A 25,381-nucleotide genomic window follows, 5' to 3' on the forward strand; every position below is an offset into this window, starting at 1 on the left:
TTGAATTATAGTTTTAGAGATACCCCACCATTAATTATCCTGTAATTAGGGAAAGGAGAAAGACCAGTTTCAGGATCGAAATAATCAAGCTTTGTCCAGGTAAGTACATTGTAAGCGTTAACAAAAAACCTAAGCTTACTCAGTTTTGCCTTTTTAAGCCAACTTTGCGGAACAGAATAGCCTATTTCTACATTTTTTAATCTCAGGTAATCTGCATTTCTAATCCAAAAAGAAGATACCTGCTGGTTGTTGGTATTGGTACCCAAAGTTAGCCTTGGCAACGTTGCATTAATGCTATTTTGTGGCGTCCATCTGTTTTCTGTTGTATAATCTAACACATAACCCGTACTGTTGTAAAATGCCGACATGGCTGTTGGATCGTAATAAAGATCTCTGTTAATTCTGCCTTCAAGCAAGGCGCTGAAATCAAAGTTTTTATAGCCAAAACCAAAGTTAAAACCGAAAAACACTAAAGGTTTGTCACCTGCAATTGCCTTTTGATCAAGGAAATTGATAATTCCATCACCGTTTAAGTCCTTATATTTTAAATCGCCAGCTACCGGATTGTAACCTGGAATATTTGCTGTTTTACTTACATCTTCTCCTGGCTGGTAAAAGCCTATTGTTTCGTAACCAAATGTTGCTGATGGTTGCCCGGCTCTGTACATCCAGCTGTAAGGGTAAATGCCTTCGGCTCTTGACAGAATTTTATTTTTAGCAACAGTAAAATTTCCTTTTACGAAATAGCTGAAATCGCCCTTTTTATCGTTAAAACCTATCGAAGTTTCTATGCCTGAATATCTTGTTTGTCCGGCATTAACCTTTGGATATGTTAAGCCAAGCATGCCCGATGCATATCCGTTTGCAGGATCAATTAGTTCATCAGTATTTTTGTTGTTGTAATAAGTAAGTTCTAGGTTTAACTTATCTTTAAAGAAACCTGCTTCTAAAGCCAAATCGTATTTAAAAGATTTCTCCCAGGTTATATTCGGGTTATTCAGTGCATTTTCGTAACTACCGTTAACCGCTGTAGCTGTAGAACCGAAATTATAATTCCCCGCCACTCCAACGGTATAATTTTGCAGGTAAGTATAGTAATTTGATGGATCTGCCCAAGCCGTTTTGCCTGCGCTACCGCGAAGCTTTAAGAAACTCAGCGTACCTTTATTAAACCAGCTTTCGTTTGAAACTACCCAGCCTAAAGCAACTGAAGGCAAAAAGGCCCATCTGCTTCCTTCCTGGTAACGATTGAATCCGCTATAAACCATTCCAACCTCGGCCAGGTAAGTTTTATCATAGTTGTAACTCGCAGTAACGCCTGCATTTTGATAAATTTGGTTGAGCTGATAATAAGAATCAATTAAATTGGTTAGGTTAAATGTACCCAGTACGTTTAAACTGTGCTTTCCAAATGTTTTATCGTAACCAATTAAACCATTAAAAAACGATTGTTTGTTTTGAATATCAATTGTAGAAATACCTTTGTTGGCTTCTATCGTTCCATCACTACCAATTTTAGTATAGGTTGTGCCTGTGGGCGTTGTTACCGGATAGTAAACTGCAAAGTTTTTAATCCTTGTGGTTTTTTGCAGGTAATAGTTATTAATTGATAACATACCTTTGGCCCATAAGCCTTTAACAAAATCATCAAGCTTAAATTTTAAACCCACATCCGCACTTAAAGTTCGTTCATTAAGTCTTGTATAACCCGAATTAATGGTACTTGCTAAAATATTGGTTCCGTAGGTTACATTATCTACAGTGGTTGTATACTGCTGATTTCCACCAAAACTACCATCTGCATTTCGGGCAGGATAACCAAGTGGTGAAACTCCATAAATGCGATCCATAATTGTAGATGCACCCGCTCCTGGTTCATTATTGTTTTCTATCGAGCCAAAAATGTTTAGCGATAACTGTATGTCTTCATTAAAATCGATTTGTGCATTGGTGCGCAGGTTATATCTCTTATAAAAATTGTTTGTTTCATAAGGATTATTGCTATCCGTTAAAAAGTTTCCATCCTGTGCAAAATGCTCTACAGAAGTATAATAACGATAACTTTTTCCATTACCAGATGCGTTTACAGAATAACGCTGCTGTGCAGTATTGTTTTTGTAAATGGTGTTATACCAATCGTTATTAGGTTGTGAAAAAGGATCATTAGTTCCATTTTGGTAGGATGCTATAGCTGCTGCAGAATAAGCAGGAACTGCGCCGGGGAAAGTATTTTGTTGTGCCTCATTATACAACCGGGCATATTGAGCACCATTTATAAAATTCGGTCTCTTAACCTGATTGAGAAAGCCATACTGAGCCGAAAAGTTTAACTCAAAGGGCTTTTCATCGCTCTGATCTTTTGTTGTAATATAAATAATCCCATGCGATGACCTTAAACCGTACATACTGGTCGAAACGGCATCTTTCATTACGGTAATGCTTTTTATATCTTCCACATTAAAAGAAGTAAAAGAACGTACTACCCCATCGATAACAATTAATGGAGATTGTCCTCTTAAAGTTAAAGATGACGCATCATACATCGGCCCGGTTCGACCAGAGCTTCTGGAAGAATACAAACCAGGAATTCGTCCTGCAATAACATTGCTAATGTCTGCCACAGGCGTTGTACTCACATCTTCGTTATAAATTGTAGAACTTCCGGTTACATTTTGAAGGCGTGGTATCGTTCTATTCCATAAATTAATGTGGCGATCCTGAATATTTTTTTTAATTGACATTGGATTTGCAACCAAACTATCTTTTTTGGTTGTATCACTTTGTTGTTGCCAGCTAAAACTCTTTGAAAATGCACTTAACTGAGTACCAGATAATGCAAATAACACGAGTAGAAATCTGTATATTTTTAGCTTAAAATTTTGATTATCCATTTCCATTTGTTTTGTTTTTTACCAAAAAATTATCGCACTGTGCCCTTAAGCAATCCCGTTGGATATAGCTGAGAATGTACATCTATATAAAGTGGATCTGCTGTGATACTGGCTACCGGAACGGATGCTGCCGGAATTAAAAAGGCCTTATTGAAATCAGCAGCTGATGAAACCAGCGTTAAAACATTGCTATTATCTGTTGTTTTATGCAAATGCGATGTGGTTAATCCGTCGCCCGTTGGCAGGCCATTTACTTCAACCTTATACGCAAGAGAATTATCACTTAACAATCGGATATAAGCTTTGCCGGTAGCGGTAGTATTTACCGTAGTTGCGTATTTGCCCAAATCTACATCGGCAGAAAATTTAACAGTTTTATCAATCTGCCCGCGAACTAAGCCCGCAGTTTGCTGATTAGAATTTACTTGTAAATAAACCGGGCCGCTTAAAAGACTCGTAATAGTTGCGGCATTAAGTGTTACATTTCCTTTAGCTTCCCTTTCGGTATTAAAAGCCGGATTTTGCAAATCGATAAGTACTGAGCCATTTTCAACTGCATTGCCTAAAAAAAGTTTGGCCGAAGTTGGCGCATCGCCATTATTTAGAGGGTTAATAAAATAGATATCATAAAAGAGCTGATTGTTATCCATCAAAAACAGCATGCATACCGCAGCATCTGTTCTCCCGGCAACAGCAGGGATATTATTGGTGGTATTGAGTTCTACCTTCCATTGTTTCCGAATAAATACCTCGGAAGTGTAAGTATCTTTTTTACAGGAAAAAAGGCACAAAAGGGCTACTGCGAAGAAAACGCAGTGCATTTTTTTCGTTGAATTTCTCATAATTAGAGATTAAGAAAATTAAGAATGAATAACCTACCCTAAGCAGGAATAACTAAATTTTAATCAGATTAAAAACTTCTAATGGAGAAGCCCTGATTCAAATATTTTTTTCTGAAATTTTTAATAGAGAACACTTGTTCCCAGACTATCCATTTTGCAGGATAAATAGTTAGTAGATTTAATATCATGGTTAAGTTCGTTGATTAAAGCCAAGTTATTTATAACATATCCTGAGGACAAAGAAAATAATCACGCAAACGTTTGATTTTCCATTTCAAACGTTTGAAACACATCGCTGAATGGGTTTTACAGATCAATAAACTGATAATCTAACTTAAAAAAATGCTCATTTTATATAAGTTTTCGCTAAACTACCAATTCAGTATACAAAATATTTTTTTTTGTTAGTCTCTAATAAAACACTGCAGGTAAAAACTTCGCTTTTCTTCGAAAAAAAATATTCAAAACATAAAAATTATGTCTCCTGTATTGACAATAAAATTTTATTTTAAATAAGTTAAAAAATGGCTCTATTATTCAGTAAAACATTTTAATGTGTTGTAGTCTCAAAATGTGTACTTTAAACACGAAGGTTTTAATTGATTTTATAATTGCTTAAAGATTAAAAAAGTTCAACCAAATACACAAACGTTTGCGTAAATCGGTACTTTTTAATTTAAAATTAGCTGTGCATTTACTTCTAACAATAATATCTTGTTCATTTTGCCGTATCCAAAAAAGAAAGCGACTGTCCCACAACTGCAATAAAACGCTTTCCGTTGGCTTCGGGCATTGTCATTGCTTTGAAATGTAAATCTGCTACATCACGCACATCTACATATCCAAAAATTAATTCGGGGAAAGAATGCATTTCGCCATTCAACATTTGCTTAATGGTTTGAATAGAATGGGAAAAATCGTTTAACAAGACAGGACCTAACACACCTGTTGAATTTACTACTAACAACTCCATTCCTTTACCTTCATTTTCAATAAAATCCCAAGCCCCTCTTTCCGAAATCGTTTTGGAACGCTGATAAGGCACAACGGTCTCATTCAGCTCTGTTCAATCGGCTTCGGTATACGACGTTTTTTATCGGTTTCCATATCTACAGCATCGAACCAAAAAAACCGGAAATAAAAACCATAACTTATTAATTACCAGCAATTAAATAATGTAGATTAATTAGGAGCTATTTTACCCCAATCAGGGTACCCGTATAGGGGCTCGAACTAAAAAACACGTTCTATCTGCCCTATTCAACGATTTGGAAATCGCCTAAAAATAAAAAAGCCCTTTAAGATACCTTAAAGGGCTTTCGGGTGGCTGATGGGGCTCGAACCCACGACCCTCGGCACCACAAACCAATACTCTAACCAACTGAGCTACAGCCACCGTATTTTTTAGTGTCACAAAAGTACAACTTTTAATATTTCCTGCAAAAAAAATTATGCTTTTAAAAGCAACTATTTTTTAATTCCTTATATTTCAATTATTTGAATTTTAACTTTCTTATAAAAAACACTTTAAAACAGCTATTATGAACCTAAAAACTTAGATTTGCAACGTTTATGATTGAGATTTATACCGATGGAGCAGCTAGCGGTAACCCTGGACCAGGTGGTTACGGCACCATTTTAAGAACAGGAAAGCACTATAAAGAACTAAGCGGAGGTTTTAGAATGACTACTAATAACCGAATGGAGTTGCTGGCCGTTATTAAAGGACTGGAAGCCTTAAAAAGTTTAAACCAGGAGGTAATGGTTTATTCGGATTCCAAATATGTAGTAGATGCAGTAGAAAAAAAATGGGTATTTGGCTGGGTAACCAAAGGTTTTAAAGATAAGAAGAATAAAGATCTTTGGATGCGTTTTCTGGAACTGTACAAATTGCACAAGGTAAGGTTTACCTGGATTAAGGGGCATAACGACCATCCTGAAAACGAACGCTGCGATCGTTTAGCAGTTTCAGCTTCTCATGATAAGCAGAACTTAGCTATCGATACTTTTTTTGAAGCAGAACGAAACAAAACAACGCTGCTTTAAACTGTTTATATTATTTTCAAAGCATCCTAATGCAGATAAGATGCTTTGAAAATTGAAATCATCCTAGTCTATTCCACCAACAATCCCCAGGTTTTCAAGTTTTCCTTCAACCTTTGTATTATTCAGTTCACTGGGATTGGTATAAATGGCCATCATTTCTTCGGCTTTATTCACCATATTTTTAGATCCGATAAAAATAGGTACCCTCTGATGTAATTCAGTAGGTTCCACATCTAAAATTCTTTCGAAACCGGTTGTAGCTTTCCCTCCTGCCTGCTCAATAATAAAAGACATTGGATTGCATTCGTACAATAACCTTAGTTTTCCATTAGGCGACCGTGAAGTTGTTGGGTAAATATAAATTCCGCCTTTAATCAGGTTGCGGTGAATATCGCCAACCATAGAGCCAATATATCTGGAGGTATAAGGTCTTTTTGTAGCTTCATCTTCTACCTGACAATATTTAATGTATTTTTTTACTCCATCCGGAAAATGCACATAGTTTCCTTCATTAACCGAATAGATATAACCTGTATCGGGGATTTTCATTTGGGGGTGAGACAAACAAAATTCACCGATTGAAGGATCTAGAGTAAAGCCGTTAACGCCTTTTCCTGTAGTATAAACCAACATAGTAGACGAACCATAAATAATATAACCGGCTGCAACCTGCTCCGTTCCCTTTTGTAAAACATCATCAATTGTGGCCCTTCCATCAATAGATTTTCTGCGAAAGATGGAGAAAATTGTTCCTACGGCAACATTTACATCCGTATTAGATGAACCATCAAGCGGGTCGATACAAACAATATATTTTGCATTTTGAGAAACCGGAGATTCAATATGAATAATTTCATCTTCTTCTTCGGTAGCCACAATACAGCACTCACCTCCACTGGTTAAAGCAGCAATAAATTGTTCATTTGCATACACATCCAGTTTCTTTTGCTCCTCTCCCTGTATGTTTGTAGTACCCACATCCCCCAAAATATCGACCAGTCCGGCTTTATTTACCTCCCGGTTTACAATTTTTGCTGCAATACCGATATCTCTTAGCAATCTGGAAAGTTCTCCTTTTGCATAAGGAAAATCACTTTGTTTTTCAATAATAAACTGTCCTAGTGTTTTAACGCCACAAACCATACTTAGTGTATTTTTTACATTATCTACCCGATAATTCTATGGCCTCTAAGGTATGAATATTTTCATCAGTTATGCAAAAACGAATTAAGGTTCTAACTTTGTGCCAGCCATGTTTACCGGCTGCTCCGGGGTTTATATGCAAACATTTGATTTTATCATCAAACATCACCTTTAAAATATGTGAATGTCCGGTTATAAATAATTTTGGCGACTTAGTGTAAATACCTGGTTTTACAAGCGCAGAGTATCTACCCGGATAACCTCCAATATGGGTCATCCAAACATCTACTCCTTCACACATAAACCGGTTATGTTCCGGAAATTCTGACCGTATAATTTTATCATCAATATTCCCATACACACCTCTTAATGGCTTAAAGGCAGCTAAAGGTCCGGCTACATCCGGACCAAAGTCTCCGGCGTGCCAAATTTCATCACATGCTTCAAAGTGTTTAAATACCGCATCATCTAAATAACCATGAGTATCCGATATAAGTCCTATTTTTTTCAATTAATAATTAAGGTATTTTACTGTTAATAGAGAAAGAATTAATGCAGATCTAAATTACAAATGATAATCAGATAATTTGAGATTACCTTAAAATAAAGGTCAAATTATATACATAATCTTTTAAAAAGCCAGAAAAAAATCTTTAAGCAACAACTTGTATTCTGCTGTGTTTTCCTTTAAAGATTCATAAATGTAAAAATCTGTTTCATTTAGTGGTAAAACTTCCTTACTTAAACAAATAATTTGTCGAAAAGTGGCCTTACTCTTATCTGAGTGCAAATTAATTCTGTCGCAAAGCGATAAATTGAATGTTGAAGCTTTAGAAATTATTTCGTTTGCTTGTTTTACAGGTAGAATTAACCACAACTTACCACTTTCAGTTAAAAGATGGGCAGATTTTTCGATCAGCATTTCAAAAAAATCGACATCAGCATGCCTCGCAATTCCTTTTCTGTGTTCTTCATTTTTTAAATCATTTACAAAGAAAGGTGGGTTAGACACAATCAAATCATATTGCTCAGCGGTTTCAAAATCCTGAAAGGCGATATGTTCTACTTTGATGCGGTTAGCAAAAATTGATTTTTCAGCATTTAAGCTTGCAGTTTTAGCCGCTAATTCATCAATTTCTATTGCATCAATAAATACATTGGCAAAACGCTGTGCAAGCATTAAAGCAATTACGCCTGTTCCTGTTCCAATATCTAAAATGCGTGAAGGCGATTGATGACTGGCCAGTGCACCAAGTAAAACACCGTCGGTATTTACTTTCATGGCACAACCCGTTTGGTCAATTGCGAATTGTTTAAATTTAAAGATGCTACTCATCTTTACAGTTCATAAAGCTCAAGCGGTAAACCATCAGGATCGTTAAAAAAGGTAAATCTTTTATCGGTAAATTCATCTATACGAATGGGTTCGCAAATTATACCATGACTGGATAAACGGGCAATTTCTTCTTCTATATCATTAACTTCAAACGCAAAATGCCTTAAACCCTGCGCTTCTGGTCTTGATGGTCTTGCTGGTGGATTCTCGAATGAAAAAAGTTCAATTTGATATATTCCGTTAACAGCCAGATCTAATTTATACGATTTCCGTTCTGCCCGATAAACTTCTGCCAATATTTCGAACCCTAATTGATTAACGTAAAAATCTTTCGACTTTTCATAATCAGAACAAATGATGGCGATGTGATGGATTCGGTTGAACATAATTTTAATTTTAGTAAAAAAACGAACGAAATAGATTTTATACACATCAAAAGTAATAAAAGCACAATTATATTGCACTCTATAATGAGCTTTTTAAAATTTTAAAGCTAAATTTGCAACTTCAAAAAAAAAGCATGATTCATTTCTTCTTAAGCCAATCCAACGCAGTTTTTGTTTTACAAACAGAACAAGCGCTGTCCACTGTTGATATTACGAAATTAGAATGGTTATTCGGCGGAGCAAAAAAGCAAAACGAAACAGTTTTAACTGATTTCTTTGTTGGTCCCCGTGCAGCAATGATTACTCCCTGGAGTACAAATGCTGTCGAAATCACTCAAAACATGGACATGCAGGGCATTATCAGAATTGAGGAGTTTCAAATTGTAAAAGAAGATTTTACAGATTTTGATCCTATGCTTTCTCAAAAATACAATAAATTAGATCAGGATATTTATACCATTAATATAAAGCCTGAACCAATTTTAGAAATAACAGACATTGCAGCTTATAATAAACAAGAAGGACTTTCTTTAAGTGATGAAGAAGTAAATTACCTGAATAATCTTTCTAAAAATTTGGGCAGAGCCTTAACCGATTCAGAAGTATTTGGTTTCTCTCAGGTAAATTCAGAGCACTGTCGTCACAAAATTTTCAATGGTACTTTTGTAATTGATGGTGTAGAGCAGCCAACATCTTTGTTTAAGCTGATCCGTAAAACATCTGAAGAGAATCCTAACGATATTGTTTCCGCCTATAAAGATAACGTAGCTTTTATAAAAGGCCCTAAAGTGCAGCAATTTGCGCCAAAACGTGCTGATGAGCCTGATTACTATGCACTAAGTGATTTTGAATCGGTGATCTCGTTAAAAGCGGAAACCCATAATTTCCCAACCACTGTAGAGCCTTTTAATGGGGCGGCTACAGGTTCTGGTGGCGAAATCAGAGACAGATTGGCTGGCGGACAAGGTTCTTTGCCTTTAGCTGGAACAGCTGTTTACATGACTGCCTTATCCCGTTTGGAAGAAAACCGCCCATGGGAAAAAGGGGTTGAAGAAAGACAATGGCTATATCAAACCCCAATGGATATCCTGATTAAAGCTTCAAATGGGGCTACAGATTTTGGAAATAAATTCGGACAACCTTTAATTACGGGGTCGGTATTAACTTTCGAACATGAAGAAAACTCACGTAAGTTAGGCTTTGATAAAGTAATTATGCTTGCAGGTGGTGTTGGATATGGAAAAGCAAGCCAGGCGAAAAAACAAAAACCAACTGAGGGTGATAATATCGTAGTGCTGGGTGGAGAAAACTACCGCATTGGTATGGGTGGAGCAGCAGTTTCATCTGCAGATACCGGAGCACATGGCAGTGGTATTGAATTAAATGCCATTCAGCGTTCAAATCCTGAAATGCAGAAAAGAGCAGCCAACGCTGTTCGTGGTATGGTAGAAAGTGACCATAACACCATTGTTTCTATTCACGATCATGGCGCAGGTGGTCACTTAAATTGTCTTTCCGAATTAGTCGAAGAAACTGGTGGTAAAATCAATTTAGATAAACTTCCTGTAGGCGACCCTACCCTTTCGGCTAAAGAAATTATCGGCAACGAATCTCAGGAACGCATGGGATTGGTGATTAGCGATGAACACATTAATACTTTACAAAAAATTGCTGATCGCGAACGCTCGCCTATGTACACGGTAGGTAAAGTAACCGGCGATCATCGTTTTACTTTTGAATCTGCATCCACTGGCGCTAAACCAATGGATTTAGAATTGAAAGATATGTTTGGCAGTTCTCCAAAAATTGTAATGGAAGATAAAACAGTTGATCGTCAGTATCAACCGGTTACTTATGACACTACAAAGATTAACGAATATTTAGAGCAGGTTTTACAATTAGAAGCTGTTGCTTCAAAAGATTGGCTAACCAATAAAGTAGACCGTTGTGTGGGTGGCCGCGTAGCTAAACAACAAAATGCAGGTCCGTTGCAATTGCCTTTAAACAATTGTGGCGTAATGGCTTTAGATTTTCAGGGTAAAGAAGGTATTGCTACTTCGGTAGGCCACGCACCGCTTTCGGCGCTAATTGATCCCGCTGCTGGCAGTCGTAATGCCATTGCCGAATCGCTTTCAAACATCGTTTGGGCACCGCTAAAAGATGGTTTAAAAAGTGTTTCACTTTCTGCCAACTGGATGTGGGCTTGTAAAAATGAAGGTGAAGATGCCCGTTTATATGCAGCAGTTAAAGCTTGTTCTGATTTTGCCATTGATTTAGGAATCAATATTCCGACCGGAAAAGATTCACTTTCAATGAAACAGAAATATGCAACTGGTGATGTAATTGCGCCGGGTACCGTAATTATTTCTGCAGGAGGTAATTGTAACGACATTACGAAAGTTGTTGAACCTGTTCTTCAAAAAGATGGCGGTTCTATTTATTACATCAATCTTTCTAACGATGCATATAAACTTGGCGGATCATCTTTCGCACAGGTTTTAAACAAAATTGGTACGGAAACCCCTGATGTTAAGGATGCTGAAAAATTTAAAACGGCTTTTAATACGCTTCAACAATTAATTGCGACAGATAAAATACAGGCAGGACATGATGTGGGTAGTGGTGGCTTAATTACCACTTTATTAGAAATGTGCTTTGCCGACCGTAATTTAGGTGCAAACATCAATCTTTCTTCTTTAGCTGAGCAAGATATTATTAAAGTACTTTTTGCTGAAAACATTGCTGTAGTTTTCCAGGCTGATCCTTCTGTAGAATCTATACTGGAAGAAAAAGGCATTACTTATCATAAAATTGGTGAGGTAAATGCTGCTGCAAAACTTGAATTAAAAAACCAATCAGATAGTTTAAGCTTCGATATCGATCACTTACGTGATGTTTGGTTTAAAACTTCTTATTTATTGGATAAAAAACAAAGCGGTCCGGTAAAAGCTAAAGAACGCTTTGATAACTATAAAAATCAACCTTTAAATTATACTTTCCCGAGTTATTTTAACGGTAAAAAACCAGTAATTGACGAAAGTAAGCCAAGACCAAAAGCAGCTGTATTACGCGAAAAAGGCAGTAACTCAGAGCGTGAACTGGCAAATGCCATGTATCTTGCAGGTTTTGATGTTAAAGATGTACACATGACCGATTTAATTTCGGGCAGAGAAACATTGGAAGATATTCAGTTTATTGGCGCAGTTGGTGGTTTCTCTAACTCTGATGTTTTAGGATCAGCTAAAGGCTGGGCAGGTGCATTTATGTTTAATGAAAAGGCTAAAGTAGCTTTAGAAAATTTCTTCGCCCGCCCGGATACACTTTCTGTAGGGGTTTGTAATGGCTGCCAGCTTTTTGTAGAGTTAGGCTTGATTAACAAAGACCATGCAGAAAAACCAAAAATGCTGCATAACGAAAGTCATAAACACGAAAGTATTTTTACCTCCTTAACCATTGCCAAAAACAATTCGGTAATGCTTTCTACTTTAGCAGGCAATACTCTGGGTGTTTGGGTATCGCATGGCGAAGGTCGTTTTAGTTTACCTTATAGTGAAGATCAATATAGCATTGTGGCTAAATATGCTTACGAGAGTTATCCTGCAAGTCCAAACGGATCTGATTATAACACAGCAATGATGTGTGATACAACAGGTCGTCACCTCGTGATGATGCCACACATTGAACGTTCCCTATTCCAATGGCACTGGGCAAATTATCCAAAAGGCCGTAAAGATGAAGTATCGCCATGGATGGAAGCTTTTGTTAATGCCAGAAAATGGATTGAAAAAAAATAATTAATTTTATAGATAAAGGCAGATGAGTTAAAAACATCTGCCTTTCTGTTTGCATACCTGATTATATAGGTATAAAAAAGTTCGGGTTTCCCCGAACTCTCAAACATCCCCCCTACACCGAGCGCTAATTGAATATTTAGTTAGAAATGGTAAAGTTTATCGGCAAATTATAACGAACCCTTACCGGCACACCTGCATTTTTCCCCGGTTTCCATAACGGAGATTTCTTAATCACTTTTGCAGCTTCTTCATCACAACCATAGCCGATCCCTTTCACCACTTTAACATCGGTTATCGATCCATCTTTTTCAACTACGAAACTGATAAATACTTTTCCCTGGATACCATCTTCCTGTGCCTGACTTGGGTACCTTAAATTACGCTGAATGTATTTTGCCCAGGCATTCATTCCACCGGCAAATTCAGGGTATTCATCTACCCCACTAATATCTGTAATGCCATTATCAGCCGTCCCTTCTATCTTACCTGTCCCATTGCCATCACCTTTTTCTTTTGTATCTGTAATCACCAGGTTAGGTTTAATATCGCCATCATGCGTAACATTGCTCACCACAGCACCTTCCAATTCTTTCATCGTTGGCGGGTCCGTTACAACCGGATCACTGGTCACCACAATATTCGAAACCATTTTTACCGTTTTAACCTTTTGCTGTTCTGGTTCTGCTTTTTTCAATTCCTCTTTTTTAGGTTCTTCTTTCTTAATATTATCATGGATCACATTAGAAAGGTCAACCACTCTTGCAACATAAGCCGGTTCAACCATTTTTGGAAAAAGTTTATTATAAACCATTGGCGAAAAGAAAAGCAGCATAAAAAGACTACCTGCAACGATTAAAGACTTCGTCATGATTTTCGAAGAGTTAGATCTCAATTCGTAAGCACCATAACTTTTGTTTCTGTTTGAAAATACAAGATCGAGCCACTCGGTTTTGTATACGTTAAAAGATGAATTGAACATAGTATTTAAGTTTTATACCATGATGTAGAAAAATCATCAATTCCATAAAACTTTAAAAAAATCTATATTCTTTACAAAAAATGAAATTTTTCATCTGAAAAACATTTTTTTATTTCATTTTCAATAAAATTGATGTTTTTTAATAAAAAACCTTACAAAAATTAATAAAATATACTATTTTTGACAAAAAACTTAATAAATTAATGAAAAGCTTAAGAACCATCGCATTAAAAGAGGCTCAAAACAGAATTTCACCAGAAGTTAAATCACCAGCGGCAAAAATTTCTGACTTTTTTGGCTCTAATGTATTTGATAAGAGAAAAATGAGAGATTTCTTATCTAAAGACGTGTATGAAAAATTAATTTCATCGATCAATCAAGGTGAATTAATCAATTCTGACGACGCTAATCAGATTGCTACAGCTATGAAAGCTTGGGCAATGAGCGCCGGCGCAACCCATTACACGCACTGGTTCCAGCCATTAACCGGTACTACAGCAGAAAAACACGATTCATTTTTTGAGCCAAGCGGCGATGGTGCAATCGAAAAATTCTCAGGCAGTGCTTTAGTTCAGCAAGAACCTGATGCTTCAAGCTTCCCTAACGGCGGTATTCGTAATACTTTCGAAGCCCGTGGTTATACTGCATGGGATCCTTCTTCTCCAGCCTTCATTATGGAAAGCAAAGCAGGTAAAACGCTTTGTATCCCAACTGTTTTTGTATCTTATACAGGCGAAGCCTTAGATTATAAAGCTCCTTTATTAAAAGCATTAGCTGTATTGGATAAAGCGGCTGTTGATGTTTGCCAATATTTCGATAAAAGCATTACTAAAGTAAATGCATCATTAGGTATTGAGCAAGAGTATTTCTTAGTTGATGAGTCATTATTTAATGCACGCCCGGACTTAGCTTTAACCGGCCGTACTTTATTCGGACACATGTCTGCTAAAGGACAACAATTAGAAGATCACTATTTCGGTTCTATTCCGGAACGTGTATTCAGTTACATGGTAGATTTTGAAAACGAAGCCCTTAAATTAGGTATTCCTTTAAAAACCCGTCACAATGAAGTTGCTCCATCTCAATTTGAGTGTGCACCTATTTATGAAGAAATCAACTTAGCCATCGATCACAATCAATTATTGATGGATTTGATGGAAAAAGTTGCCCGTCGTCACCATTTCCGTGTTTTATTACACGAAAAACCATATGCAGGTATCAACGGATCAGGTAAACACAACAACTGGTCGTTAATTACTGATACCGGTAAAAACTTACTGGCACCAGGTAAAACGCCTAAAAATAACTTAATGTTCCTTGCTTTCTTTGTAAATACCATTAAAGCGGTAAGTGAGCATGCAGATTTATTACGTGCAAGTATTGCATCCGTAAGCAACGATCACCGTTTAGGAGCAAACGAAGCGCCACCTGCAATTATCTCTATCTTTTTAGGTTCTCAGTTAAATGATGTTTTAGACGAAATTGAGCACTCACGCATCAGCAAAAAAATTAAAGAAGATAACGCACTTTGGTTAGGTATTCCTAAAATTCCACAAATTTTACTGGATAATACTGACCGTAACCGTACTTCTCCATTTGCATTTACAGGTAATAAATTTGAGTTAAGAGCGGTAGGTTCATCTGCAAACTCTTCTGCTCCAATGACGATCTTAAACGCAATCATGGCTGAGCAATTGGTTAAATTCAAAGCTGAAGTTGATAAATTAATCAAGAAAGGTGATAAAAAAGATATCGCTTTATTAACGGTAATTAAAAAATACATCAAAGAATCTAAAGCGATTCGTTTTGAAGGTAATGGTTACAGCCAGGAGTGGGAAGATGAAGCTGCAACACGCGGTTTATCAAACATCAAAACTACACCTAAAGCTTTAGATGCTTATTTATCTGAAAAATCGGCTGAATTATTTGCTTCAACCAATATCTACAGCAAACGTGAAATCCATGCCCGTCATGAAATCATGCTGGAGAATTTCTACAAAAAACTACAGATCGAAGCACGTGTAATGGGCGAGGTAACAAACACAGCCATTATTCCTGCTGCTATTGCTTACCAAAATACTTTAATCGAAAACGTTAAAGGTTTAAAAGAAATTGGTGTTGACAGTAAAGTTTCTTTAGATATCGTTAACAAGTTAGCAGAGCATTTAAATATTGTTAAAACCAATATCGATGCCATGTTAGAAGAACGTAAAGTAACCAACAAAATCGAAGATACACGCGAAAAAGCGATTGCCTACGATGAGAAAGTTAAATCTTATTTCGATACCATCCGTTACAACGTTGATAAATTAGAGCAAATTGTTGACGACAGCGTTTGGCCTTTACCAAAATTCAGAGAATTATTATTCTTGAAATAAGAATGGTATAAGCTAAAAGGTTTAAGGCGTAGGGTTTGCTCTACGCCTTTTTATTTTTGTCATTCTGTGAGTGATGGAAAATCTCAAACTCAGCATTTTTCAAGAAAGCGATTTCTCATCTTGTCATTCCTGAGGAACGAAGAATCTCAAACTTATATTTATTTTATTTGGAAAGCTGTTTCATTGCCAGTCGGTTTCTTCTGTCCCGCTTTCCCTGCTGCCAATAGAAAAATTGGCATTCGTAAAATCGGGTTTAAATTACAATCATTAGTGCTTGTCACCTATGAAGATTTTATCATAAAATCTATATTTTCTCTCCATCGAAGCAATTAGAAAACAGATTCCGATTTACCCTGCACCTTTTACCATTTACCTTTCGCCCTTTTACCTTAAAACCCTATCTTTGCAGCAAATGAGTGATAACAGGTACAATCAGCGTGGGGTTTCTGCCTCAAAAGAAGATGTGCATAATGCCATCAAAAATATAGATAAAGGAATATTCCCGAAAGCATTCTGCAAAATCGTTCCGGATATCTTAGGAGGCGATGAAAACTACTGCAACATCATGCACGCCGATGGAGCAGGCACAAAATCATCATTAGCCTACGTTTACTGGAAAGAAACCGGAGATATTTCGATTTGGAAAGGAATTGCTCAGGATGCAATCATTATGAATCTTGACGATTTAATTTGTGTTGGCGCTACCGATAACATTCTATTGTCATCTACTATTGGCCGTAATAAAAATTTAATTCCAGGCGAAGTTATTGCTGCAGTAATTAACGGAACCGAAGAAATTTTAGCTGATTTACGCGAACAAGGCATCTCAATTTACTCTACCGGTGGAGAAACTGCTGATGTAGGCGATTTAGTAAGAACGATTATTGTTGATTCTACCGTAACCTGTCGTTTAAAACGTGAAGATATTATTAGTAATGATAATATTAAACCAGGCAATGTAATTGTTGCTTTAGCGTCCTATGGTCAGGCTACTTACGAAACTGAATATAACGGAGGCATGGGTTCAAATGGTTTAACATCTGCCCGCCATGATGTATTTGATAAGTCGGTTGCAAATGCTTACCCGGAAAGTTTCGACCCTGCTGTTCCTTTTGATTTGGTATTTTCAGGCAAAAAGAAATTAACAGACGAAATTGAAGTTGAAGGTTTTGGTAAAATTACGGCTGGCAAACTGGTTTTATCTCCTACCCGTACGTATGCGCCGGTGATTAAAAAAATATTAGATCAGCACCGCAACCAAATCGATGGCATTGTACACTGCAGTGGAGGTGCACAAACCAAGGTATTACACTTTGTTAATGATGATATCCATGTAATTAAAGATAATTTGTTTCCAGTTCCAGCCCTGTTTAAATTAATTCAGGAAGAATCGGGTACAGACTGGAAAGAAATGTACAAAGTGTTTAACATGGGCCACCGGATGGAATTATATGTTCCACATGAAATTGCAGATAGCATTATCCAAATTTCTAAAAGCTTTAACATTGATGCTCAGGTTATCGGGCGTGTAGAAAAAGGGAGCCAAAAACAGGTAACCATTGAAAGTGAAAAAGGAACTTTTGTATACAATTAGAATAAAATTTCGACAAAATATTAAAAGTGGTTAAATAATTTAACCACTTTTTTTGTTTAAAATCTTTCAGGAATTCCTTTTAAAAAGATTCAAAATCCCACAATATCCGTTCAGGTAAATAGTAACTTTACATTTTAAAATACCTTAACAATTAAATTTAATCAATACTAAATGGAATTAAAAGATTTATCCCCGGCCATTTTATGGGAAAATTTTGCCAGCCTAAATGCTGTACCACGGGCATCTAAAAAAGAAGAGCGTGTTATTGAGTTTATATTAAATTATGGCAAAAGTTTAGGCCTCGAAACGATTAAGGATTCCATTGGAAATGTAGTGATCAAAAAACCGGCTACCACAGGAATGGAAAACCGTCAAACGGTTGTACTGCAATCACACCTGGATATGGTACACCAAAAAAATAGCGATACTGTTTTTGATTTCGAAACTCAAGGTATTGATATGTACGTGGATGGCGAATGGGTAAAAGCAAAAGGCACCACCCTTGGGGCAGATAATGGTATTGGTGTAGCCGCAATTATGTCGGTACTTGCTTCAAAAGATATTCAGCACCCTGCCATTGAAGCCATGTTTACCATTGATGAAGAAACAGGTATGACCGGTGCAAAGCAATTAGACCCGGCTAATTTTAGTGGAAAAATTCTTTTAAACCTTGATACTGAAGAAGAAGATGAATTAACCATTGGTTGCGCAGGCGGCTTAGATACCAATACCAAAGCACAGTATAAAGAAGTTCCGGTTGAAAAAGGTTCAATAGCCTTCCAGATCAAAATTAAAGGTTTAATGGGTGGCCACTCCGGTATGGATATTCATCGTGGCAGGGCAAATGCAAATAAATTAATGAACCGTTTGCTTTATAAAGCTAAACAATCTGTTAATATTCAGCTTTCCAGTTTAGATGGAGGCAGCTTACGTAATGCTATCCCAAGAGAATCTATAGCCACCATTACATTTCAAGAAGTTGAAAAGGAAGCTTTTTTAAAGTTCTTCGAAAAATTAACGGCTATTTTAAAGGAAGAATATAAAACTGTAGAAAAAGGACTTATTGTAGAGGCTGTTGAAGTAGAAACGCCTTCGTTCATGGTAGAACCAGCTTATTTTTGGCAAATTTTAAGAGCCATATATACTGTACCAAATGGTGTTTTCAGAATGAGCCCGGATATAGAAAACCTGGTGGAAGCCTCGACTAACTTGGCCAAGGTAAGCATTAAGGAAGGTACATTTATCACTCAGTCACTTCAACGCAGCAGTGTGGAAAGTACTAAAGAAGATGTTGCGACTGCCGTTAAATCTGCTTTCGAAAATATAGGTTGCGAAATTGTTCAAAATGGAGATTATCCAGGCTGGAAACCGGATGCAGATTCGGCCATTTTAAAACTGATGTTAAAATTATATCCCGATCATTTCGAGCATACACCACACGTAGGTGCTTGTCATGCTGGTTTGGAATGTGGCATTTTAGGTTCTTATTTTCCAGATATGGATATGATTTCCTTTGGTCCCACCATTCGTGGCGCACATTCGCCGGATGAACGGGTAAACATTTCATCCGTTGATAAATTTTACAACTACCTGCTTCACATTCTCCGTGAAATACCAGTAAAGTAAATCATTGGCTTGCCCGGTTTTAATTCGGGCAGGCTTTTTATTCTTATTTCTTATTCATACCAGATACTCCTATTCATGCAAGACTGTATAGAAGATAAAACTTTTGATAAACTGGACTTTTTTAAATCAATGCTATATTATTATTACACCTTGGTATCACATCGTTTTTATTAATTAATAATTTACTGGAAGGAAATGGCTATAAAACAATCAGTGTGAAGCTGTTTTAGAAAACAGATTAATAATAACAACACCTGCAATAATTAAAATCAAGCCTATAATGGCAGGTAAATCTGGTGTTTGTTTAAAAGCAAGTATGCCAATCAGTGTAATTAACAAAATCCCAACACCCGACCAGATTGCATAGGCTATTCCTACAGGAATGGTTTTTAAGGTCAGGCTTAAAAAATAAAATGCAGCGGCATAGGCCAAAACAGTCACGATACTAAAAGTTAATCGGGTAAACTGTTCCGAATATTTCAATGCTGTTGTTCCAAGAATTTCAAATAAGATTGCAAAGGCCAGAAACAGGTAATTTTTCATGATTTTCAGGGATAGGTTTTATGCCCTAAAATTAACGGTTTGAATAAGGAAGTAATGAAAATAATTATGATTATGGCAGATTTAAAACAATAGCCATTAGCGTTAATTCAATTTCTTTTTCCACTGGTTACTATCCAACTCGAAGCATTCTTTTAAAGTTACCGGAGTATTAATGGTTGTTTTATTAAAAAGAGCAGTATCCACAATATTAACAATACATACGTCATCTTTACGCTGCACATTAAACCAGTAAAAGCCTTTATTCTTATACTTATCCTTTAAAACACCTTCGAGTTCTAAATAGCTTTTTTGCTTTTGTTTTCCATAATTTCCAGATTGAAAAACCTTTTGTCCAAATGCCAAATTGTGCATACATAATATTGCGCACATCACTAAAATTTTTTTCATTACTTAGCTTTTAACCAAACCCAAAAAACAATGATTTAAAAGTTATTACCTGTTAAGATGCTAACTTAGTAATCCATTATTTTCAGATTTAAATACTTATTAAACCATTTCGGGATGATTAATGAAGTACAGGTCTTGCAGTACATACAAGCCTATGGGAATGATTATCAAGAGGAATGAAATTATTTTTCAATAAACGAGAACGGTTAAAGCCGAATCCGATATGCTAATTTAGTATAAAAAAGGAAAAAAAAGGAAAAAAGTATTTTTTTTAATACGGGTTGAGTCTTAGAAATCAAGTAAATCAGCAGGTTTCACTTCCAAACCTTTGGCTAATTCGATTATTGTAGAGAGTTTAATATTAAATTTTCCATTCTCAATTTTAGAAATTTTGCTATCGTCAATTTCACAATTTGCAGCAAGTGCCCTAAGGCTTAATCCTTTATTATGCCTTATTTTTTGAAGGTTATCTCCAAATTGCTTTTGAATACTTGTATAGTCTTTTCCAACCATTTCTCTTACTTAACTATTGAGTTAAGCAAGGTGTTTAGATTATCTAAAAAATCTGCGGTCACATAAGACCGCTATTTAAATTATTTTGTATATTTACATTACAAATTAAGGTATTAATACTTTTGTTTGAAAAAATGCATTAAACATACAAAAACCGTATTTATATCAGTATTACTCACAATATTATTTAATTTTATGAGCTTTCAAACTCCATTATACGCGTAATTATGAATATTAAATTACGATGTGCAATCATAGACAGGGATCAGGATTCTGTTAAAGACTTAGCAACTTTAATTAAGTTCCATCCCCTATTATCCTTAGTTAAAACATATAATAATCCAGAAAAGGCTTTCTCGGAAATCAATAAAGATATTCCTATTCACCTTCTTTTTATAAATATTGAGGTGCCTGGGCATTCGGAATTAGAATTTCAGGAAAGGTTAGGAAATCAGGTACAGGTTATTATTTTTACAACTTCCGGCTTAACATATACCTTAAAAAATGATACCCAATACTTAGTTAAACCAATAGATAATTTTAAATTTACCCAAATTATTTATAAGCTTACCCGTACTTACAAAGTAAAATCAGATGATAATTTATTTATTGAGCGGGAGAAGAAAGGTAATTTTGACCGTGTAATTAAGGCTCACATCTTACTAATTCAGAATGAAGGAGACGCTATACTGATTGTTACGCAAACAAAAAATATCATTGCCCATGTTGATTTCAGCGAGGCACTAAAAGAGCTCAAAAACGATTTGCGTTTCTTACAAGTTCACGATTCATATCTGGTTAACCTGAATTACATTACAAATATCTCTGGTAACGAGATGAAATTAGAAAATGGAACAACTATAACTTTAAAAAGTGTTTATAAAAAACTGATTTAATGGCCATTATTTATCTTGTAATGTCAAAATCGGTTTCGTTTTTGATTGATGAGTTTGTAAAGTAAATTCAGATTTGATAGTTAAAAACACAAAAGGTTAATTACAAAAAAACCCCCGAATTTTCATTCGGGGGTTTTTAAACTATTAAGCAATACTAGTTAAAGATATAACGAGCACCAAATTGCATATAGTAAGTAGATAAAATTGTTTGAGATGTACCAAAAGTACTTCTTACAAGATCATTATTACTTGCTGCTAATCTAAATGTTGGTTTTGTTGTATTATTAACTGCTGAAGCATTTGTGGGAACTAAAATTGCTGTGTTGTTCACAAAGTTTACATTACCCCATTTGCGGTTTAATAAATTACCTACGTTAAAAATATCAACTGTAAACTGGAAAGAGTTTTTAGTCTTACCGTAGTTTCTGAAAACTTCTTGAGTAAGTCTAAAGTCAAACTGATTTCTCCAAGGAGATGTTCCAGCATTACGTTTTGCATACTCGCCTCTGTGTTGGCTTAAATATTTATCCTGAGCGATATAAGCTTCAAAAGCTTCACTTTGCTCCTGAACGGTAAAAGCTCTGCCGTAACCAGTGGTTCCAGCAGGAACAGCTACGAAAGTAATGTCAGATGCATCTTTAGGGATATAAATTAAATCATTACCTGATTGTCCATCACGGTTAAAATCTGAACCATAAGTATAAGAGAATCTTCCTTGTTGAGATCCTTCATAAAATAAAGAGAATGAAGTAGCTAAATTTTTAAGGTATTCTTTTTTATAAGAAATATTAGCAATAACACGATCCGGGTTTAAATTACTTGAATAACTTAAAGTTGGAGTATTTGGATTACCAGAAGTTTGTGGAATTGACCATAAGTTTAACAACTGATCACCTCCTCCATCACCGTAATTACGTTGATCAGATCTGGTATAAGCAATCATTGCAGCTAAGCCATTAGAGAACTGCTTGGTTAATTGAGCAGTAGCTTGCCAGTTGTAGCCACCTTTAGCATTTGACATCTGAATCACGTTGAAACCTGACGTACTTGTTGCAGCAGCAGTAGTTGCAACTTGACCAGCGGCAGTTAAAGAAACGTTTTGTCTGCCAAAAGCACTGTTTGGATACATTGGTCTATTATCACCATATCCAGAAATATTTAAAGCAGTTGGTTCAATTAAGTTAATATTTTTAGCTACAGCAACATTTAAGTCTCTACCATAAATACCTTCTAATGTTCCAACTATACCCCAAGGTAATTTTACATCAAATGCAATACTTGATTTCCACGTTTGTGGTAATTTCAAGGTTGGAGACATAACACTTATACTACTAGGAATAGAAGAACCAGCTGTTCCCTTAGCTCCCACTAAGTTAGGTGCAATACTTGGATTGAAAAATGGAGTATTAGCTTGCCCAGAATAAGTTTGAGTAAACTGTAACAAACCTGCATCTCCTGATTGAGATACAATCCATACAAATGGGATACGACCCGTAAAGATACCTGTACCACCTCGTACCTGGAATGAACGATCTCCAAATACATTCCAGTTAAAACCAAAACGTGGTGAGTAAGAGATTCTGTTCTCAGGTAAAACGCCAGTATCTACCTTTTGACCAGCAAAAGATAAATTAGCAACAAGAGGATGGGTTTTAACTTCAGTTACATCAGGATAACTTGCTTGTTCAACTCTTAATCCTGCAGTTAACTTCAAACGATCAGAAACCGTAAATTCATCTTGTAAATAAGCAGAGTACTGATTAAATTTAAAGCTAGGATAAGCTTGAGAACCATCAGGATTTAAAGAATAGGTTACAGCATAATTCGCTGGTTTTTGATTGTTAACAAAATCAGACCATGAATTAAACACATAATAACCAGTACCAAAACGTTGGAAACCATTTTTGGTAGTACTAAATTCAGCCTGTAAACCTAATGTAATGTTGTGTTTTCCTAAAGCTAAACTTAAATCATCACTATAAGTGTAACCTTTAACATCTCTTAAGTTACCATATGTAAATGGCTCGTAACCAAATGTAGTAGCAGTATTACCGCCATCTAAAATATCAACTAATGGAAATGGAGAACTATCTGATGTTCTTGGATCGTTTTGATGCGAATAAGTAGCACGAGCAACATTAGTTACTTTGCTTCCAAATGATGAAGTTAATTCAGCTACGGCAGAATATAAATTCGCTGCCTGATAATAATTAGAATTAGAGAATGGTAATGCATTAATCGTTCCTCTATGACTATTAGAACCAAAAGTAATGCCTGATCCCGTAGTTGAAGTACTCACTGTTAATGGTGTTTGACTTTCAACTTGATTATAACGTATACTGAAACGGTGATCTTTAGTAATGTTCCAATCTAAACGGGCAAACATTTTTTCGTTATCACTAATATTTGAGTATCCCTGATACACACCGGGATCATACCCATACTTAGAAAGTAACGTTGATTTAACTTCATCTAAAAAGACAGCTGTTGGTTTAGCTACGGTCGACAAACTACCAAATGGTTGAGATGGGGTTGCAGCAATTTTAGTTGTGCCAGGCTGAATAGTATGTTTTTTTTCATAGTTAACAAAGAAAAACAATTTGTCTTTTATAATTGGACCGCCAAAACTTGCCCCATAATTTTTCTCGTCTAATTTTTGAAGAGTAGGAATTCTATAAACATCACCTATTCTTTTTCCTTGCATATCTTCACCACGCATAGTATAAAATGCACTTCCGGTGAAAGTATTTGTTCCTGAACGGGTAACAGCATTAATTGCACCACCAGTAAAACCAGTTTGACGAACATCAAAAGGCGTAACATTGATGGAGATTTGCTCTAATGCATCAATTGAAATTGGTGAACCACCTGCAGGTACGTTACCACCAATACCAAACTGGTTGTTAAAGTTAGCACCATCTACAGTAAAGTTATTTGCACGATAGTTACCACCACCAACAGAAACACCGTTAGTTGATGTACTAGCCTGAGGCGTTAAACGGGTTAAATCATTAACACTACGTGAAATTGAAGGTAAATTTTGAATCTGTTGCTTACCAATTACTGTTGATGTACCATTTCTACTTGAGTTCATCACACTGTTGGTGCTTTGTCCAACAACTTTTACCTCACTTAAAGTAGCACTGTTATCAGATAATACAACGCTTAAAAGATAAGGCTCACCTAATTTTAAAGAAACATCAGTTAATTTTTCTGGTCTGTAACCAACGAAACTAACTTCAATGGTATAAGGTCCGCCAACACGCATACCGCCAATAGTAAAACGGCCGTCGTTGTTAGTTGATACAGAATAAACTGTACCTGTAGGGGTGTGCGTAGCTTTAACACTGGCACCTGGCAAAGCTCCCTTTGCGTCTTTGATTGTACCAGTCATTGAAGAAGTGGTTACCTGCGCATTTACAGCGAAAGAAAAACCTACGAAAGCTACAATAATGAATACAAATTTTAAAAGTAAAGATTTGTTCATACTTTGTTTTTTAAATGTTTTGTTTTTTATGAATAAGATCAACTGATTTTATCGCTGCAAATGTAATTAATAAATTTTAACACAATTTAACATTCAATGTTAAATAATTATTAAGCCAGAGAAAACTTTTCAACAATTAACATACGTTAACCCCCTAATAACTTTCACTTTATCAATATCTTGCTAATCCATTTCTATAATTATCAAAAAAGCAGATGTTTGGTTAGCAAAAACATATTAAATTTAAGTCAACAGTAAAATTATTCTAAAAACTGTTTTCAACCATTCTTAAAATCAAAGCATAATATTCTCCCAATGTAATTTTTACATTCTTTGTTTAGGCAAAGACAACAATCTCTAACCGAATTGACATTTTTTTTTTAGTTTTGGCAATTATTGGAAACCAAAAATTTCCAGATTTTTATAATTCGGTTCTGATTTAAGTAACCGATGGGGAAATCTGATCAATCAGAGCCCGCTCCTGGCCGGAGGTTATAAATTTTTATAACGAAACAATTA

Annotated in this window: 18 protein-coding genes and 1 tRNA gene; 6 read left to right on the forward strand and 13 right to left on the reverse strand. The window is 35.8% G+C overall.

Going from position 1 to position 25,381, the window contains the following annotated elements:
• Positions 1-5: 5 nt before the first annotated feature.
• The 4 genes from O0955_RS09225 to O0955_RS09240 all read right to left on the reverse strand — a co-directional run bounded on the left by O0955_RS09225 (position 6) and on the right by O0955_RS09240 (position 5,129).
• Positions 6-2,891, reverse strand: coding sequence for a SusC/RagA family TonB-linked outer membrane protein (locus O0955_RS09225; RefSeq protein WP_269427263.1), 2,886 nt, complete (start codon positions 2,889-2,891; stop codon positions 6-8).
• Between the two features lie 29 nt (positions 2,892-2,920).
• A complete protein-coding gene (locus O0955_RS09230) occupies positions 2,921-3,733 on the reverse strand; it encodes a CHRD domain-containing protein (RefSeq protein ID WP_269427264.1) in 813 nt (270 codons plus the stop codon).
• A 718-nt stretch (positions 3,734-4,451) separates the two neighbouring features.
• The gene (locus O0955_RS09235; protein WP_269427265.1) at positions 4,452-4,778 is read right to left on the reverse strand and encodes an NAD-dependent epimerase/dehydratase family protein; all 327 of its coding nucleotides are present in this window, start codon (positions 4,776-4,778) and stop codon (positions 4,452-4,454) included.
• A gap of 277 nt (positions 4,779-5,055) precedes the next feature.
• A tRNA-His gene (locus O0955_RS09240) sits at positions 5,056-5,129 on the reverse strand.
• A 176-nt stretch (positions 5,130-5,305) separates the two neighbouring features.
• Here O0955_RS09240 and rnhA point away from each other — a divergent pair.
• On the forward strand, positions 5,306-5,779 hold the full coding sequence (gene rnhA / locus O0955_RS09245) for a ribonuclease HI (protein WP_269427266.1): 474 nt from the start codon (positions 5,306-5,308) through the stop codon (positions 5,777-5,779).
• Positions 5,780-5,842: 63 nt separating this feature from the next.
• Here rnhA and fbp read toward each other — a convergent pair whose 3' ends face one another.
• The 4 genes from fbp to gloA2 form a co-directional block, all read right to left on the reverse strand.
• Positions 5,843-6,922 carry a class 1 fructose-bisphosphatase gene (gene fbp / locus O0955_RS09250; protein WP_269427267.1) on the reverse strand — a complete coding sequence of 360 codons (1,080 nt, stop codon included), beginning with the start codon at positions 6,920-6,922 and terminating at the stop codon, positions 5,843-5,845.
• A gap of 19 nt (positions 6,923-6,941) precedes the next feature.
• Positions 6,942-7,433 (reverse strand): metallophosphoesterase family protein, encoded by a 492-nt coding sequence (locus tag O0955_RS09255; protein WP_269427268.1) that lies wholly within the window; start codon positions 7,431-7,433, stop codon positions 6,942-6,944.
• Between the two features lie 120 nt (positions 7,434-7,553).
• Positions 7,554-8,204 carry a tRNA1(Val) (adenine(37)-N6)-methyltransferase gene (locus tag O0955_RS09260; RefSeq protein WP_269427269.1) on the reverse strand — a complete coding sequence of 217 codons (651 nt, stop codon included), beginning with the start codon at positions 8,202-8,204 and terminating at the stop codon, positions 7,554-7,556.
• A gap of 56 nt (positions 8,205-8,260) precedes the next feature.
• Positions 8,261-8,644, reverse strand: a complete 384-nt coding sequence (gene gloA2, locus O0955_RS09265; protein ID WP_269427270.1) for an SMU1112c/YaeR family gloxylase I-like metalloprotein — start codon at positions 8,642-8,644, stop codon at positions 8,261-8,263.
• A 98-nt stretch (positions 8,645-8,742) separates the two neighbouring features.
• Here gloA2 and purL point away from each other — a divergent pair, with 98 nt between their 5' ends.
• Entirely contained in the window at positions 8,743-12,438 is a 3,696-nt protein-coding gene (gene purL / locus O0955_RS09270; protein WP_269427786.1) for a phosphoribosylformylglycinamidine synthase, read from the forward strand.
• 136 nt (positions 12,439-12,574) lie between these two features.
• Here the strand turns inward: purL and O0955_RS09275 are convergent, their stop codons facing one another.
• Positions 12,575-13,417, reverse strand: a complete 843-nt coding sequence (locus O0955_RS09275; protein ID WP_269427271.1) for an energy transducer TonB — start codon at positions 13,415-13,417, stop codon at positions 12,575-12,577.
• A 203-nt stretch (positions 13,418-13,620) separates the two neighbouring features.
• Here O0955_RS09275 and O0955_RS09280 point away from each other — a divergent pair, with 203 nt between their 5' ends.
• The 3 genes from O0955_RS09280 (at position 13,621) to O0955_RS09290 (ending at position 19,015) form a co-directional block, all read left to right on the forward strand.
• Complete coding sequence (locus O0955_RS09280; RefSeq protein WP_269427272.1) at positions 13,621-15,795, forward strand: glutamine synthetase III family protein; 2,175 nt, start codon at positions 13,621-13,623, stop codon at positions 15,793-15,795.
• Positions 15,796-16,207: 412 nt separating this feature from the next.
• On the forward strand, positions 16,208-17,389 hold the full coding sequence (locus O0955_RS09285; RefSeq protein ID WP_269427273.1) for an AIR synthase related protein: 1,182 nt from the start codon (positions 16,208-16,210) through the stop codon (positions 17,387-17,389).
• A 171-nt stretch (positions 17,390-17,560) separates the two neighbouring features.
• On the forward strand, positions 17,561-19,015 hold the full coding sequence (locus tag O0955_RS09290) for an aminoacyl-histidine dipeptidase (RefSeq protein WP_269427274.1): 1,455 nt from the start codon (positions 17,561-17,563) through the stop codon (positions 19,013-19,015).
• Between the two features lie 210 nt (positions 19,016-19,225).
• On the opposite strand, the gene O0955_RS09295 is transcribed toward O0955_RS09290, so the two are convergent.
• From O0955_RS09295 to O0955_RS09305, 3 genes are all read right to left on the reverse strand, one after another.
• Positions 19,226-19,558: a DMT family transporter gene (locus tag O0955_RS09295; RefSeq protein WP_269427275.1), complete on the reverse strand. Its 333-nt coding sequence runs from the start codon at positions 19,556-19,558 to the stop codon at positions 19,226-19,228.
• A gap of 102 nt (positions 19,559-19,660) precedes the next feature.
• Positions 19,661-19,966 carry a hypothetical protein gene (locus O0955_RS09300; protein WP_269427276.1) on the reverse strand — a complete coding sequence of 102 codons (306 nt, stop codon included), beginning with the start codon at positions 19,964-19,966 and terminating at the stop codon, positions 19,661-19,663.
• Between the two features lie 288 nt (positions 19,967-20,254).
• Positions 20,255-20,479 carry a helix-turn-helix domain-containing protein gene (locus O0955_RS09305; protein ID WP_269427277.1) on the reverse strand — a complete coding sequence of 75 codons (225 nt, stop codon included), beginning with the start codon at positions 20,477-20,479 and terminating at the stop codon, positions 20,255-20,257.
• A gap of 227 nt (positions 20,480-20,706) precedes the next feature.
• Between O0955_RS09305 and O0955_RS09310 the strand changes: the two genes are divergently transcribed.
• On the forward strand, positions 20,707-21,375 hold the full coding sequence (locus O0955_RS09310; RefSeq protein WP_269427278.1) for a LytR/AlgR family response regulator transcription factor: 669 nt from the start codon (positions 20,707-20,709) through the stop codon (positions 21,373-21,375).
• Between the two features lie 154 nt (positions 21,376-21,529).
• On the opposite strand, the gene O0955_RS09315 is transcribed toward O0955_RS09310, so the two are convergent.
• A complete protein-coding gene (locus O0955_RS09315) occupies positions 21,530-24,862 on the reverse strand; it encodes a TonB-dependent receptor (protein WP_269427279.1) in 3,333 nt (1,110 codons plus the stop codon).
• Positions 24,863-25,381 lie beyond the last annotated feature (519 nt).

It is taken from the genome of Pedobacter punctiformis, from assembly GCF_027213715.1.
GTDB lineage: Bacteria > Bacteroidota > Bacteroidia > Sphingobacteriales > Sphingobacteriaceae > Pedobacter > Pedobacter punctiformis.